Below are 15,871 nucleotides of genomic sequence, written 5' to 3'. Positions count from 1 at the left end.
TTTGCAAATAAACGGTGTTCAAAAGCTTGCATCTGCGGTAATAAGTCCAGCCAAGTTAAAAACATTAGGAGCTGTTTTTACTTGGCTGTTCTTATTACTTGATGCAAGGCAGCTTTTTCACAACCTCTCCAATAAACGGTGTTCAATCAGCTGTCCCTCGATATTAGCTCAAAAAACGGTAAAATATGAGGAACTATTTTTCCGTTTGTTTCTCTAATACTCAGGTCAAACCGCTGATTTCACAACCTCTGATTCACGGTGTTCCAGAAGTAGCTTCTTCGAAAAATAAGCCGAAATTTCACAAAAATTTGAGAAACAAATTTCGTGAATTCCTTCTTATTTCTTGAAGCTGACCACTTCTGTCACAACCTCTTTTCAAATATTTCGTTTTCTTATTCTACAAATGGTTCTTCTCCTAACGCTTGTTGAGCGGCTAGATTCAACATACTCCATTGTCGGTCAAAGCCTGGCTGGAAGAAGAAGTCAGCTTCTGCTAGTTCTTCTAAAGTCAGTTTGTTTTGGATCGCTAGTGCCAATACATTTCCTTGACCTGTAACATCATAGGTAGATAATACTGCTCCTCCTAGCAATTGATGGGTCATTGGATCCGAGAATAATTGGATGGACACTTTTGGATTTCCTTGTTCTTCTGGTACATATTTTGGTCTTAACGTATCTTCATAATAAGACACTCGTACATCTACTCCTGCTTTTGCTGCTGTAAAGCTATTCAATCCGCTTGCTGCAAAATGATAGTCAAAGACACTTAATGCAGAGGAACCTACGACTCCGCCGAACGGTTTGTTTGGTACTTCTTCAAAAAGATGTTTTACTACATAACGTGCTTCTCTACGTGCAACAGTCGCTAAAGCGATCGGCATTTTTTTGCGTGCTGGGATAGAATAAGCAAGTGTAGCATCTCCTACTGCATACACATCTGGAAGATTCGTTTGCAAGTATTCATTCGTTTGGATCCAGCCACGTTCATCTAAGTCGACGATCCCTTTTAACCATTCTGTATTTGCCTTCACACCGGCAGCTTGAATGACTAGATCTGCTGGGATTTCCTTTTCACTTGTTTTGATTGCCTCAACTTTTCCGTTACCGGTAAAAGCTTCGATTTTTGCATTTGTCAAAACTTCAATACCGTTTTCATTTAGGTGTTGTTCTAAAATATCTGTCATCTCAGCATCTAAATAAGTGCCTAAGGGTCTATCGATCACATCAAGCAATACGACTTCTTTCCCAGCTTTTCGGCTTGCTTCTGCTGCTTCGATCCCAATGTAACCCGCACCTACGACAGCGATTTTTTTAATAGCTGGATCATTTAATTTTTCTTTGATTTTGGTTGCCCAATTGTATCCACGCATCAAGTAGACATTTTCTAGATCTGCTCCTGGTACTGGCAGATTGTTTGGTTTGACACCAGAACTCAAAATCAATTTGTCATAAGGATATTCTTTTGTTTCGTTTTCTGATGCGTTAGTAACCGTTACTGTTTTTTTATCGGCATCGATCGTTTTTACTTCGTGATTATTTAAAATATGAACATTGGATTGCGGAAAGTTTTCTGGTCTGAAATTACGTACATCATTTACATCTGTTACCTTGTCTTCTAAATACAGCTCCATACCACATGACATGAAGGAAATATAGTCTCCTGCTTCAAATAGCGTGATATCTACATTTTCACCGTATCGTGTCAATAGTTCCAAGATTGATTGATGCCCTCCATGAGATGCACCTACAATGACAACTTTGATTTTTTCCATTGATGAAACCTCCTTGAATATTCTTTTAAAATCATTCTAAACAATTTAAACTTAACATTACATTAGTTATGAATCAAAAGAAACGCGTTCATTTGAACTAAATTTAAAAAACAATCGTCTCCTTGCAGAATATACCGCAAAATTAACGATTGTTTTTTTGATAAAATCTATGAATCACTGTTCTGTTAAAAAGTCTTTGATCCGTTTGCAGGCCTCATGTAATTTTTCCATGCTGCTAGCATAAGAAATCCGGATATAACCTTCTCCTTCTGGGCCAAATGCAATTCCTGGGATACACGCAACTTTTGCCTGTTCCGCTAATTCTACACAAAACTGCCAAGAGTCAGTTTGAATGGCAGCTGGGAGTTTGCAAAACAAGTAAAATGCACCGTTTGGCTGGGTCACTTCAAATCCTAAAGGCGCCAATTGCTGGACCAGATAGTCTCTTCGTGTTTGATATTGCTCTTTCATATTCTCGCTATCTTTCACCCCATTTATTAGCGCTTCAGCTGCAGCTTTTTGCGACATCGTTGTAGCGGCAGTCACCAGATATTGATGGACTTTAATTAGTTCGTCAATAAGGGCTTTTTGAGCAAAAATAAAGCCCACTCGCCAACCAGTCATCGCATGTGACTTGGATAACCCGCTTATCACGATTGTTTGTTCTGGAAGATAAGTAGCTATGGACATATGCGTTCCACTATAAGTCAATTCAGCATATACTTCATCACTTATAACAAATACCGGATATTTTTTTAAAACCTCAGCGATTGCTTTCAATTGTTTTGCAGACAATGTCGTCCCAGTAGGATTGTTAGGATAGTTTAAAATAACTGCTTTGACAGCTGATCCATATTTTTCAAAGGCTTTTTCAAATTGTTCTGGCTGGCAAACAAACCCTGTATCAGAAGTATCTATCGGGATCAATTCAGCACCAGCTAGCTCAACTAATGGCTGATATCCTGAATAAGCAGGCGCTGGAATAAGAACCTTGTCTCCTTCTTCCAAAACAGATAACAACGCAGAGGCAATCGCTTCCGTTGCACCAACTGTCGTCAAAACTTCCGTTTGCGGATCATAAGTTAATCCATAACGCTGTTGCTGAAACATACAAGCCGCTTCCCGCAGTTCCTCTAATCCTCTCATTCCGGTATAGTGAGAAAAGTCTTCTTCGATCGCTGCTATTCCTGCTTGCTTGACATGTTCAGGAGTTGGAAAATCCGGTTCTCCCAGGGTGAGTTTGATCACATCTGGTATCGACGATATTTGCTGATCGAATTGTCGTATTTTTGATACTTCTATTCTAGAAAGCCTGGGACTAAATCGATTGGATAAATTCATCATTATTTACTCGCTCCTCTTTTGAACTGCTATCGATTTTTACAAGAAGATTATCTGTAAAAAGAATCGTTTTGTACCATTCTACACCATTTTCTAAAACATCCATATCAAAATCGAACGTCGGATCATGTAAAGCAGGGGTATCACCGACACCTAAAAAGAAAAATACACATGGATATTGTTGCGTATATATGCCAAAATCTTCGGCTTGAAGAACTGGAGCATCTAATTCATGTAGTTTGTTTGAATCTAACAGTGCTGCATATAAGCCTCTATGGTTGATTACAGCTGGATAGCCGTCATTATAGCGAAAAGAAATAGTAGCTGTAGAGTGAAACTGTTCTGCTAAATGGTCTAATCCCCTCTTCAAATAATTTTGCATATCTGAACTGTAAGAACGGATACTTCCGGATACAATAACTTCTCCAGCTAAAACATTTCGGATCGTTCCACCTTGGATTTGGCCAAATTTCATTAGATGATTCCACTCTGCCGGTAATTGTCGGTCAAAATCATAAACATTCTTCAAAAATCGTACAGCTGCCTCCAGACTATCGATTCCTTTTTCACTAGAAGCAATATGTGCAGACTGGCCTTTAATGATAATGTCTGTTTCACTGCTTTGTGCCATCAAAGGTCCTGGTCGAGAGAAAACTTCTCCCTTAGCTAGTCCAGGCCATAGATGAAAGCCGAATATTGCTTGTACTTCATATTTATCCAACAATCCTGACTGAATAACGCTTTGTGCGCCACCGGAAATTTCTTCTGATGGCTGATAGATCAGTACTACATTATAAATAAGATCCTCAATGTGTTTAGTTATAAAGTCAGTCAACCCTAAAAGCATCGCCATATGTCCGTCATGACCACATGCATGCATATAACCTTCATGCTTAGAAGCAAAAGAGAGATTCGTTTCTTCTTTGACTGGCAGTGCATCGATATCTGTTCGAAAAGCAATCGTTTCTTCTTGCTGATTATCAAAATAAAGGAGTAGTCCTGTTTCGCCGATTTCATGGATAACGGCCCCGCTGTTTTTTACTTGTTCATATAAATATTTTTTTGTCTTGAATTCATGAAATCCGATTTCAGGAATTTGATGGAGTGCCATTCGATATTCTTTCAGCATCCGTATTCACCATCCCTTCATAGATACCCTTCACTACTGTTTCATATTGATTATTCGGTACACCGATGATCAGATTCAACTCCTGTGCTCCTTGTGATAAGATCGATGTGCGAATTTCTAATTTGTTCAATATCGATAACACTTTCCCAGATAATCCAATCAATTCTTTATGCGGACCCCCAACGACAGAGATCAAAGCTAAGTCTTCGATCACGACGATTTCTTCCACGCCAAGTGTTTCTTTTAATTCTTTCGTGATGAGAAATAATTTATCGGCAATCGCTTCTGCTGAGACGATCACTCCGATATTGTCGATCCCTGAAGGAATATGTTCGATTGATATCTCATGTTTAGCAAAAATGCTCATTGCTTTCCAGATAAACCCGATTTCATCGGACATATGACGTTTGAATAAAGTGATGGAAAGAAAATCCTTGCGTCCAGCTATTCCTGTCAGTCCATTTTCCTTTTCTATTTCGTGATTCGATATTTTTGTCCCTTGAGCGAAAGGATCATTGGTATTTTTTATTTGGATGGGGATATCAGCCTCTTGAACTGGGAAAACAGCTGCTTCATGAAGAACGTTAGCCCCCATATAAGCCATCTCTCTCAGTTCTCTAAAAGAGATTTCCTCGATGATTTTAGGATGATCGATGATTCGCGGATCAGCCATCATGATTCCTGAAACATCCGTCCAATTCTCATAACTTTCCGCTTGCAACATCTTCGCCAGTATCGCGCCGGTAATGTCGCTTCCCCCACGGCCCAATAATTTTTCTTTTCCTGCAGGGTTCGCCCCGTAAAACCCTGGAACAACCATTTTCGGGTATCTTTTAAATGCTTTTGTGATTTCCTGTGCTGTTTTTTCCTGATCGATTTTCCCATCATAGTCAAAGAAAATCAGGTCTTTTGCGTCAATAAACTGGTAACCAAGATACTCAGCCATCAGTTGAGCAGTCAGATATTCACCTCTACTTACTAAATAATCTTCAGTTATCTTTTCGTCTTCCAGTTGTTTCTGTATGCGTGCTAGTTCATCTTCAATAGGTAACTGCAGGGCAAGAACATCTCTTACTTGAATGAAACGATCACAAATCCTTTTCCAAAGGGGTGTCCAATCAACATGATGCTGAAGGTAAGCATAAATCAAATAAAGTAAGTCTGTTACTTTGTCATCATCTGACGTACGTTTGCCTAAAGCAGAAACAACGATCACTTGGCGATTGGGATCTGAAAGAACAATTGTACGGACTTTTTTGAATTGCTCTTCATGAGACATCGATGTTCCGCCGAATTTCGCTACTTTCAGCGTATTACTCATCTTGCCACCTCCGCTATTTTCTGCATTAAAGCTGCAGCAATCTGTACGGCATTCGCAGCGGCTCCTTTGCGTATGTTATCGGCAGTCGTATAGAACAACAATCCGTTCTCTAAAGAAGTGTCTTTTCTGATCCTCCCAACATAAACCATATCTGTTCCTCTAGCAAGAATGCTCGTCGGATATTTATGTGCTGCTAGATCATCTTCTAATTGAATCCCTGGAAACTGGCTGAGACACTCTCTAATTTCTTCCGTCGTAAACTCTTTTTGCAGTTGAACTGCCACAGAGACTCCATGTCCATTTTCGATTGGCACACGTACGCAGGTTGCTGATACTGGCAAAGCAGGCTGATGCAGAATCTTACGGGTCTCATTTATCATTTTCTGTTCTTCTTTTGTATACCCATTTTCCAAAGGCTGATCGATTTCCGGAATCACCGTTTGGCTAATATTATAAGGATACAAAACTGGTTCCTCGTCATTTTGCGTACGATGAAGATCTTCAATGCCTTTTTGCCCGGAACCAGAAACTGCTTGATAGGTCGAATAATTGACTCGCTGGATACCAAAGGCTTCTTGTAAAGCTTTAAGCGGAAGTACCGCTTGAATGGTTGAACAATTTGGATTTGCAATCAGCCGATTCAATGTATAGTCTTCCAGATTGACCTCTGGAACGATTAATGGAATATCCGAATCTTCCCGCCATGCTGAGGAATTATCTATGACAAATAGTCCCTGACTTCGTGCGATTGGCGCAAACTCTTTGGATACAGAAGCACCTGCAGAAAATAGCGCTAAATCATATCCTTCAAATGAAGTTTCTGTCAATTCCTGTACAGTGTGTTTCTTTTTCTTGAATACACAAACTTTGCCAGCTGAACGTTTTGAAGCTAATAATTTCAATCGTCCTACTGGAAAATCATATTCTTCTAACACTTTGAGCATCGTTTGTCCGACTAATCCGGTTGCCCCCACAATACAGGTATCTATTTCGCGCATTTTTCTCCATCTCCTCTATAATTCGCGTAACGCAGCAATCAATGCTGTATTTTCTTTTGTCTGATCATCACTTATTTTTAATACACGTGCAGGTATTCCACCGACAACAGTGCCTGCTGCCACATCTTCTAAAACCACTGCTCCTGCTGCCACGACTGCATCTTTTCCGATATGGACACCTTCAACAATCACTGCATTCGCACCTACCAGTACGCCGTCTTCTACGATAACCGGTTTGGCCGATGCTGGTTCGATCACACCTGCTAAGACAGCTCCTGCACCAATATGGCAGTTTTTGCCCACTGTCGCTCGTCCACCTAAGACAGCACCCATATCAATCATCGTGTTTTCACCGATTACTGCACCAATATTGATAATCGCTCCCATCATGATCACGGCATTGTTGCCGATGGACACTTGATCTCTGATAATAGCACCTGGTTCGATACGAGCATTAATTTTTTTAATATCTAGCAAAGGAACTGCGCTGTATCTTGCAGCAGTTTCGATTTCGATTTCAATGATTTTTTCTGATTCAGCTTCTAAAACCGGAGCAATCGTCTCATAGTCACCAAAAACAACGAAGCTGCTTCCTTCACCAAAAACTTTACTTTCTTTAAATTCGATTGGCTCGGTTACATTCAGATAGACTTTCACAGGCGTCTTTTTAGATGCCGTTTGAATGTAGCGGATGATTTCTTGAGCTTCCACGTTTTTTACACCCCTTTGTCCATTAATAAATCTTTTAATTTGTAATAACCTGGTGACTGATCTTTCAACCAGTCCGCTGCTTCTACTGCGCCTGCAGCAAAGATTCGATTAGAAAAAGATTCATGTTTGATCGTAAATATTTCATCAGTAGCAGCAAACAATACATCATGTTCACCAGGTAAAGAACCTGCACGAATACTGTGTACACCAATTTGGTTTTCTTCTCTTTTTTTCCCTTGCCAGTTGTATACGGGCTGCAGCTTTTGCACTTCTTGGATTGTTTGAAGCAGCATATTTGCAGTACCAGATGGTGCATCTTTTTTACGACTATGATGTTTTTCAATCAGTTCGATCTGCCAGCCTTGCAACATTGCAGCTGCTTGCTTGATTAGTTGATTCATCACCATGATGCCGAACGAAAAATTAGCACTATACATCACAGGTACATGTTTGGCATGTTCTTTTATTTCTTGGAACTGTGATTGTGTATAACCTGTCGTGCCAATGACTAACGGAAGTTGATAAGACAAGCTATACGAAAGGATCATCTCTAAATTATCTGGATGAGAAAAATCAATAAGCAGTTCTGGCAGTTCCGTAAAAGCAAGCGTAGTTGCTTCTTTAGGTGCCGTCCGTAAAAGAAGGACCGTATCTCCTCTTTCTTGTGCAACTTCTTCGACTCTATTTCCCATCTGTCCACTGCCAATCAGTCCGATTTTCATTTTTCAACCGTCCTTTCTTTTAACAAAAGCTGAGCTAATTGTTTCTTTTTCTCTTTTGAAAGAGAAACTAAAGGCAGGCGTAGTGGTCCGGAAGGTAAGTCTAATAATGACATGGCTGCTTTGACAGGAATAGGATTGGTCTCACTGAACAAGGCATGGATCAGTTCAAGTGCATTTAATTGCTTTTCTTTTGCTTGCTGCCATCTTCCGTCCTGCGTATCTTTTACTAATTCATGGACTATTTTAGGTTGGATATTCGCCCATACACTTATTACACCGCTTCCTCCTACACTCATTACTGGTAGGATCAAATCATCATTTCCACTGTAAAGGAAGAATTCTTCTCCAATCAACCGAGCGGCATCCATCACATAAGCCATATCTCCTGAGGCTTCTTTCAAACCAATGATATTAGGATGTTCTGCTAAATTTACTAATACATGAATTGGAATCGACATGCCTGTTCTAGAAGGAACATTATACAAAATAAGCGGAATCGGTGAGGCTTCTGCAATTGCTGTAAAATGAGCAGCTAGTCCTGCATCACTTGTTTTGTTGTAGTAAGGGGTGATGACCAAAAGTGCGTCTGCCCCCAAAGAAGCAAAATGCTTCGCTTTTTCAATCGTTTCTTTCGTATTATTCGTTCCAGCTCCTGCAATCACCGGCACACGGCCAGCCACTTTCTTTACTGTCAGTTGAAGGATCTGCTCCTCCTCAGATTGTGTGAGCGTAGAAGATTCTCCTGTTGTACCTAAAACTAATAATCCGTCTGTTTGTTCATCTAAATGGAATTGGATCAATTTTTCCAAACCAGCATAATCTACTGATCCCTCTTCATTCATCGGCGTGATCAGCGCCACGATCGAACCTTTTATCATCTTCATTCCTCCAATATTCTTGTCCATTCATGAACTGCTGGGCCAGCCATTTGTATCGCATCCTCACCAGAGATCATCAAGTCTCCTTGTTCCAAGTGAACAACTACCTGATCTGCTGAAATTTTCCCAGTTTCCTTAGCAACCACATAAGAGGCACAGCAACCTGTACCGCAAGCAAGTGTCCAACCTACTCCTCTTTCATAGGTACGGACGATCAATTCTTGTTCATTGACTACTTCTACAAAGTTGACATTGGTTTTTTCTTTGAACAAAGAATGATGACAGATCAGTTCACCTCTTTTTCTCCAGACTTCCTCACGCGCATTTCCAACAAAAACAACGGTATGAATCGTTCCTAAAAATAAACTAGTGATCGTTACTTTTTCACCATTGATCTCTATTTCCTGGTTTTTTATTGGATAAGTTTGATTAGCTTTGATTTTTTCCGGAGAATCATCTGGCACTCCCATATCTACGCTGCAATAAAAAGGTGAGGGATCCAACACCGTAATTTTTCTTGTGCCTGCTAATGTCTCTACGTTGAATTCCTGTTCATTCATCATGTTCTGATCATTTACGTATCGAGCAAAACAGCGAATGCCATTTCCGCACATCGGCGCGCGGCTGCCATCTTTGTTGTAATAGATCATTTCCAACGGATCGATTTTTACGGCGATCAATCCGTCTGTATCATATTTTTCTTTTGTGCATAAAGAAGCGGCTAATTGACTATAATCTGTGTCTTCTGCGTAATCTAATAAGATAAAATCATTTCCGCAGCCATTATATTTATGAAGGATCATAGGAAACTTCCCCCCTTAGTAGATCAGAAAATGCTTGTCTGCGAACAATCAGTCTTGATTGGCCATTATTGACAAAAACAACTGCTGGTCGTGTCGCTCGATTGTAGTTGCTGCTCATCGAGTATCCATAAGCTCCCGTGGAATAAACAGCTAAAAGATCACCCGATTCTGCTTTCGGCAAATAAGCTTCTTTAATTACCACATCGCCTGATTCACACATTTTTCCTGCAATCGTCACTTTCTCTGTTTTTTCTTCCGACAGTTTTGCTGCTAAATCACAATCGTATTCTGCCTGATACAGAGCTGGACGGATATTATCTGTCATCCCGCCATCTACAAAGTAATATTTTTTATGTGGTGTCTTTTTGATGAAACCAATCGTGTATAGTGTTGTACCAGCTTCTCCAACAATACTTCTACCCGGTTCGATCAGTAATTGACGAATGGTCAGTTTTCGTTTTTCCAAAGCTTCTTCCGTATATTCAATCAGTTTTTTTAGTGCCTCTTCGACTGGGATCGGCTGATCATTTTGTGTATAACGAATCCCAAACCCTCCGCCAAGATTCAAGGAAAGAGGTTGGTCAAAATCGGTTAAGTAATTCGTCAATTTGTCGATTTCAGCTAACCAAGCAGTAACATCAAAAATTTGTGACCCGATATGAGCATGAAATCCTTCTAACTCTAGATAGCTGCTTTCTTTTATCAACTGAAGGGCTTGTTGGCACTCTTTACTTTCATAGCTCATGCCGAATTTTGAATCAATATGCGCAGTGACGATATATTCATGAGTATGTGCTTCTACTCCGACATTCAACCGAAGCATGATACAGATTTTTTTTAAATAGCGTTGGCTTAATTCTGCTAATAATTCAACTTCCATCAAATTATCGGCAACAATATGCAACAAATCATTTTCAAGTGCATAGATCAGTTCCTCTGGCGTCTTGTTGTTACCATGGAAGTAGATAGTATCTCTAGGAAAATCAGCTTGCAAAGCGGTATAGATTTCCCCACCACTGACAACATCTAGCCCGAATCCATATTCACGAACTAAATGCAGCATCTCAATCGTTTGGAATGCTTTAGAGGCGTAAAGCACTTTTGTATCAAAACGTTTCGATACAAAGCCTCGCTTGAATGACAGCATCGTTTGTCTCATCTTTTCTTCATCATACACATACAGAGGTGTCTTATACTTTTCTGCCAATGTGCTTGCTGTGACTCCGCCAATTATCAATTCTGTCATTTTTTCATTCCTCTTTTCACTTTTTTTCCGTTTTTATTGGAATTTCATTTGATAAAGATTTGAATTTTATTGGAATAATATTAAACAAAATTTTCTGAATTGTCTAGTATATTTCGAAATATTTTTTTAAAAATAAGAATAAAAATAGTTATAAAAACAAAATACCCGAACTATTAGAAGCTGTTTATACACAAAAACATAAATTCAACACTATTTAGTGATGAAAAAATATTTTCGCTTCAATATAGTTCGGAATAGTTCGGATATTTTCAATTTTATGAATCATTTCAATTTCTTCATAAATAAGTACAGTTTCTTCTTTCTCTAGCTTTTGCCATTCATCTTTCAAAATATAAATAAAATCAAATACTTTTTTATTTTTCAATTTGCTGATTCCACAAAAAACCTCTTGAAAGGCAGATCCGATGATCTGCCTTTCAAGAGGTCAAGCTCTGTTTTCAAATTCTTATCAATCCGTTAGCGAATTATTTTGACGCACGTTTTACATAAGAACCTTCTGCTGTATTGATTTCCAACAATTCATCTGTTTCGATGAAGTCAGGAACATTGACTACTAAGCCAGTTTCCATTGTCGCTGGTTTACCTGAACCAGTGACTGTTGCACCTTTGATGGAAGGTTGTGTTTCCACAACACGTAATACGACAGTTGTTGGTAATTGAACACCGATGACTTCGCTACCGAAGAATTGGATTTTTACTTCCATGTTTTCTAGGATATATTTCATTTCTTCTTCTACTGTTTCTACAGGAATTTCATATTGCTCATATGTTTCCAAATCCATGAAGAAAGCTGTATCATCCATCGTGTACAAATATTGTACAGGTTTTGTGTCGATATGTGCTTTTTCAAATTTTTCTTCTGGTCTGAACGTTGTGTCGTATGTTGCACCTGAACGGACATCTTTCAGTTTCATACGCATAACTGTATTTCCTTTACCAGGTTTATGGTGGCTTGCATCCAGAACTTTAATCAGTTTGCCGTCTTGTACGAAAGTCATACCGGCTCTTAAATCACTTGCTGAGATCATTATTTTTGCTCCTTCTTTTCTTTATCATAATCAACTTTATTGTATCAGACAACCGGCCAGAAAACTAGAGTATTCTCTATCTTTTAAGGTCTCATGCCTATTTGTCAGAAAAATAAACACGGGTAAACGATGCTATCGAAATATTTTTTTCTTTCAAGCCTTTGACTTTTATTTTTTTTCATGCTATCGTTAATAAAAATTTTACTTGGAGGGATACACATGACAGTCAGCAACCAAAAACAATTGAATCGTTGCTGTTGTATGGTGCATAAAAGCAGCATACTATTTGTCATGTCTATTAATTGCCCTTCATAGAATGAGTACCAGGTAACTTATCTTTTTATCTACTCAATTTTTCTCTATGTCTTTCAAGGAGCTGATTTAATAGTCAGCTCCTTTTTTTATTATCTTTTTTTAGGAGGCCCATATGATTATCTCGACAATTACAGAAGCTATTGGTTCCACACCGCTTTATCGCTTTGACAATCAGCACTATTCTATGCCTAAAGGTTCTGCTATTTATGCAAAACTAGAATATTTAAATCCTGGAGGAAGTATCAAAGATAGATTGGGCAGTTATTTGATCAAAGAAGGATTTGCCCAAGGAAAAATCAATGAAAAAACGACGATCATCGAACCAACTGCCGGAAATACAGGAATTGGGATCGCTCTGGCCGCACTCACATACAAATTAAGAACGGTTTTTGTTGTTCCAGAGAAGTTTAGCTTAGAAAAACAACAATTGATGAAAGCATTGGGAGCAAAGATCATCCATTCTCCTAGTGAGCAAGGAATCATCGGTGCCATCAGCAAAAGTAAAAAACTTGCAGAGGAGATATCAAACAGCTATCTGCCTCTTCAATTTGAAAATAAAGATAATCCTGCTGCTTACTATCATACGTTAGGGCCAGAAATCTTTCATGAAATCAAAGAAAATATCCATAGTTTTGTAGCAGGAATTGGGAGTGGTGGAACCTTTGCTGGAACTTCTACCTTTTTGAAAGAAAAATATCCCGACATTCGAATAATCGGTGTAGAACCAGAGGGCTCTGTGTTAAATGGTGGTGATCCAGCCCCTCACGAAATTGAGGGTATCGGTGTAGAATTCATTCCGCCGTTTCTTTCTCCCCTTTCAATCAATCAGATCGAGACAATCTCTGATGTAGAAGGGTTTAACTATACTAGGCAGTTAGCACGAGAACAAGGACTATTAGTTGGAAGTTCGAGTGGTGCGGCTTTTGCAGCAGCATTAAGAGAAATTCGTCGTTTACCACCTGGTCATCGTGTCGTTACGATTTTTCCAGACGCAGCAGACCGCTATTTATCAAAAAACATTTACTTATAGGAGGAAAGAAACATGCACATTCAAACAAAATTGATCCACGGAGGCATCAGTGAAGATCCCACAACAGGAGCTGTCAGTGTACCTATTTATCAAACATCCACTTATCGGCAAGATGGCGTCGGCCAGCCTAAACAATATGAATATTCAAGATCTGGTAATCCTACTCGTTTTGCATTGGAAGAACTGATTGCTGATTTGGAAGGCGGTGTTCGAGGATTCGCTTTTTCTTCTGGTCTTTCTGGGATTCATGCCGTTTTTTCTCTTTTTCAAGCTGGCGATCATATCTTATTAGGAGATGATGTCTATGGAGGAACATTCCGTCTATTTGACAAAGTTCTTACTAAAAATGGTCTCGAGTACACGATCATAGATACGAGTAGTCTTGATAAAATAGAACAATCCATCAAACCCAATACAAAAGCACTTTATCTTGAAACACCTAGCAATCCGCTTCTAAAGATTACTGATTTAGAAAAAAGTGCCACTCTGGCTCATCAACATGGATTGATAGTTATTGCTGACAATACATTTGCTACTCCTTATTTTCAAAGACCTTTAGATCTCGGTTCTGATATCGTTGTCCATAGCGGTACCAAATATCTAGGCGGACACAGCGATGTAGTAGCTGGTTTAGTGACTTCTAACCATAAAGATCTAGCCGATCAGATCGGATTTTACCAAAATGCTATCGGAGCCGTACTTGGTCCCCAAGATAGCTGGTTACTTCAGCGCGGAATCAAGACACTAAGTGTTCGTATGGAGGAACATCAAAAAAATGCTTTTGTGGTAGCTGATTTTCTATTTTCTCATCCAGCAGTAGAAAAGGTCTACTATCCAGGATTACCCGATCATGAACTCCATGGAGTTGCTAAGCAGCAGATGAGCGGCTTTAGCGGAATGATTTCTTTTACTTTAAAAAATGAAGAATCTGCTATTCCATTTGTTGAATCACTCCAACTATTTACTTTAGCAGAAAGTTTAGGTGGCGTAGAAAGTTTAGTGGAAATTCCTTCTGTCATGACTCATGCGTCTATTCCAAAAGAAAAACGAGAAGAGGCTGGCATAAAGGACGGCTTGATCCGTCTTTCTGTAGGAATTGAGTATGGTCAGGATCTCATAAACGATTTAGCTCAGGCATTTGACAGAATCAAGAACTAGAAGTCCCAATAAACGACTTAGCAGAAAAATCTAAAAAATATTTCAGATTGCTACACCTTGGAAACGATAAGTGTTAGAATCAAGTAGAAAGACGTTTTTGATGCTTTTCACTAAATAATTCTTTAGTGAAAAGCATCAAAACGAATGAACAAACAGATAGGAGTCTTACAAATGAGAATGAATGTCGAAAGTTTTAATCTTGACCATACAAAAGTCAAAGCACCTTATGTACGTGTAGCTGATCGAAAAACGGGTGCGCATGGCGATGTCATCATTAAATACGACGTCCGCTTTAAACAACCAAATAAAGAACACATGGACATGCCAAGTCTACATTCACTTGAGCACTTGACTGCCGAACTAATCCGCAATCACGCAGATTACATCGTAGACTGGTCTCCAATGGGATGCCAAACAGGCTTTTACTTGACTGTATTGAATCATGAAAGCTACGAAGACATTTTAGATGTTCTTGAAGCAACAATGAAAGATGTTCTTGAAGCTACTGAAGTACCTGCAAGCAATGAAACACAATGTGGCTGGGCTGCCAGCCATACACTAGAAGGTGCACAAGCTTTGGCTCGTGAATTTTTAGCAAAACGCGATGAATGGTCTGAAGTAGAAGCATAGTTTCTAAAAGAACGTAAAGATGAGAAGCAATATAGCTATCTTATCTTCGTATTTTATTAAATGTTTATTGTCTGAAAAGAGTTCTAAACGGGAAAACAAATAGCTAGTTTTCAGTTTAGCGCTCTTTTTATTATATAAAATAGAAAGGAGAAAACTTTATGTCTATTTATAATTTTGAAACTACTTTAGAAGACGGCACTGTCTATTCATTGAAAAAATATGCAGGCAAACCGATAATCATTGTTAACACTGCAACAAAATGCGGTCTAGCACCTCAATTTAAGCAATTAGAAGAACTTTACCAAGCTTATCAGACACAAGGTCTGGTTATCTTAGGCTTTCCTTCCAATCAATTTAAACAAGAGCTAGATTCAGCGACTGAAGCAGCAGAAGCTTGTAAAACCACTTATGGCGTTACCTTCCCTATGCATCAATTGATTGACGTAAATGGAGAAAATACAGATCCTCTTTTTACTTATCTTAAAAATGAAGCTCCTGGTACTGTCACTAAAGCAATAAAATGGAATTTTACTAAATTTTTGATTGATAGAAATGGCAAAGTAATCGAACGATTTGCACCACAAACTTCTCCATTGAAAATGACCGCTGCAATTGAATCCGTTCTTTAACTTAATAAAAATAAAAAAAGATGAACTATTTCTAGTTCATCTTTTTGCCTTTGCGTGGCGACGTCCTACTCTCACAAGGGGCAACCCCTCACTACAATCGGCGCTAAGAAGCTTAACTTCTGTGTTCGGCATGGTTACA

At 39.0% G+C, this 15,871-nt stretch carries 16 protein-coding genes and 1 rRNA gene; 4 read left to right on the top strand and 13 right to left on the bottom strand.

Annotated elements, in window-relative coordinates; translation table 11 throughout:
• Positions 1–392 precede the first annotated feature (392 nt).
• The 12 genes from OS138_RS09240 to efp form a co-directional block, all read right to left on the bottom strand.
• Positions 393–1,772: an FAD-dependent oxidoreductase gene (locus tag OS138_RS09240; RefSeq protein ID WP_325070038.1), complete on the bottom strand. Its 1,380-nt coding sequence runs from the start codon at positions 1,770–1,772 to the stop codon at positions 393–395.
• Between the two features lie 174 nt (positions 1,773–1,946).
• The gene (locus OS138_RS09235; protein ID WP_325070036.1) at positions 1,947–3,116 is read right to left on the bottom strand and encodes a pyridoxal phosphate-dependent aminotransferase; all 1,170 of its coding nucleotides are present in this window, start codon (positions 3,114–3,116) and stop codon (positions 1,947–1,949) included.
• A complete protein-coding gene (locus OS138_RS09230) occupies positions 3,091–4,242 on the bottom strand; it encodes a M20 family metallopeptidase (RefSeq protein WP_325070035.1) in 1,152 nt (383 codons plus the stop codon). Before OS138_RS09230 ends, OS138_RS09235 begins: the two co-directional genes overlap by 26 nt.
• The gene (locus OS138_RS09225) at positions 4,202–5,551 is read right to left on the bottom strand and encodes an aspartate kinase (protein ID WP_002304192.1); all 1,350 of its coding nucleotides are present in this window, start codon (positions 5,549–5,551) and stop codon (positions 4,202–4,204) included. Before OS138_RS09225 ends, OS138_RS09230 begins: the two co-directional genes overlap by 41 nt.
• Positions 5,552–5,559: 8 nt before the next feature.
• Positions 5,560–6,561, bottom strand: coding sequence for an aspartate-semialdehyde dehydrogenase (locus OS138_RS09220; protein WP_002286873.1), 1,002 nt, complete (start codon positions 6,559–6,561; stop codon positions 5,560–5,562).
• A gap of 15 nt (positions 6,562–6,576) precedes the next feature.
• Positions 6,577–7,272: a 2,3,4,5-tetrahydropyridine-2,6-dicarboxylate N-acetyltransferase gene (gene dapD / locus OS138_RS09215; RefSeq protein ID WP_002301230.1), complete on the bottom strand. Its 696-nt coding sequence runs from the start codon at positions 7,270–7,272 to the stop codon at positions 6,577–6,579.
• 5 nt (positions 7,273–7,277) lie between these two features.
• Positions 7,278–7,994: a 4-hydroxy-tetrahydrodipicolinate reductase gene (dapB, locus tag OS138_RS09210; protein WP_325070034.1), complete on the bottom strand. Its 717-nt coding sequence runs from the start codon at positions 7,992–7,994 to the stop codon at positions 7,278–7,280.
• The gene (gene dapA / locus OS138_RS09205) at positions 7,991–8,872 is read right to left on the bottom strand and encodes a 4-hydroxy-tetrahydrodipicolinate synthase (RefSeq protein WP_002286879.1); all 882 of its coding nucleotides are present in this window, start codon (positions 8,870–8,872) and stop codon (positions 7,991–7,993) included. The genes dapB and dapA overlap by 4 nt, the downstream gene beginning before the upstream one ends.
• 2 nt (positions 8,873–8,874) lie before the next feature.
• Positions 8,875–9,675, bottom strand: coding sequence for a diaminopimelate epimerase (gene dapF / locus OS138_RS09200; protein WP_325070033.1), 801 nt, complete (start codon positions 9,673–9,675; stop codon positions 8,875–8,877).
• Positions 9,662–10,921, bottom strand: a complete 1,260-nt coding sequence (gene lysA / locus OS138_RS09195; protein ID WP_002286883.1) for a diaminopimelate decarboxylase — start codon at positions 10,919–10,921, stop codon at positions 9,662–9,664. The genes dapF and lysA overlap by 14 nt, the downstream gene beginning before the upstream one ends.
• Positions 10,922–11,135: 214 nt before the next feature.
• Positions 11,136–11,306 (bottom strand): hypothetical protein, encoded by a 171-nt coding sequence (locus tag OS138_RS09190; RefSeq protein WP_205216956.1) that lies wholly within the window; start codon positions 11,304–11,306, stop codon positions 11,136–11,138.
• 100 nt (positions 11,307–11,406) lie between these two features.
• Positions 11,407–11,970, bottom strand: coding sequence for an elongation factor P (gene efp, locus OS138_RS09185; RefSeq protein WP_002289434.1), 564 nt, complete (start codon positions 11,968–11,970; stop codon positions 11,407–11,409).
• Between the two features lie 427 nt (positions 11,971–12,397).
• Here efp and OS138_RS09180 point away from each other — a divergent pair, with 427 nt between their 5' ends.
• The 4 genes from OS138_RS09180 to OS138_RS09165 all read left to right on the top strand — a co-directional run bounded on the left by OS138_RS09180 (position 12,398) and on the right by OS138_RS09165 (position 15,732).
• Entirely contained in the window at positions 12,398–13,315 is a 918-nt protein-coding gene (locus OS138_RS09180) for a PLP-dependent cysteine synthase family protein (protein WP_002289436.1), read from the top strand.
• A 12-nt stretch (positions 13,316–13,327) separates the two neighbouring features.
• Entirely contained in the window at positions 13,328–14,473 is a 1,146-nt protein-coding gene (locus OS138_RS09175; protein WP_325070032.1) for a cystathionine gamma-synthase, read from the top strand.
• Positions 14,474–14,644: 171 nt separating this feature from the next.
• The gene (locus OS138_RS09170) at positions 14,645–15,103 is read left to right on the top strand and encodes an S-ribosylhomocysteine lyase (RefSeq protein ID WP_002289439.1); all 459 of its coding nucleotides are present in this window, start codon (positions 14,645–14,647) and stop codon (positions 15,101–15,103) included.
• A gap of 158 nt (positions 15,104–15,261) precedes the next feature.
• The gene (locus OS138_RS09165; protein WP_002289440.1) at positions 15,262–15,732 is read left to right on the top strand and encodes a glutathione peroxidase; all 471 of its coding nucleotides are present in this window, start codon (positions 15,262–15,264) and stop codon (positions 15,730–15,732) included.
• Between the two features lie 52 nt (positions 15,733–15,784).
• Here the strand turns inward: OS138_RS09165 and rrf are convergent.
• Positions 15,785–15,871, bottom strand: a 5S ribosomal RNA gene (gene rrf, locus OS138_RS12765); the annotation flags it as partial.

The organism is Enterococcus sp. E5-37 (genome assembly GCF_035726925.1).
Taxonomy (GTDB): domain Bacteria; phylum Bacillota; class Bacilli; order Lactobacillales; family Enterococcaceae; genus Enterococcus_B; species Enterococcus_B faecium.
Note: the sequence above shows the minus strand (reverse complement) of the source record. Positions and strands in the feature narration are given on the sequence as shown.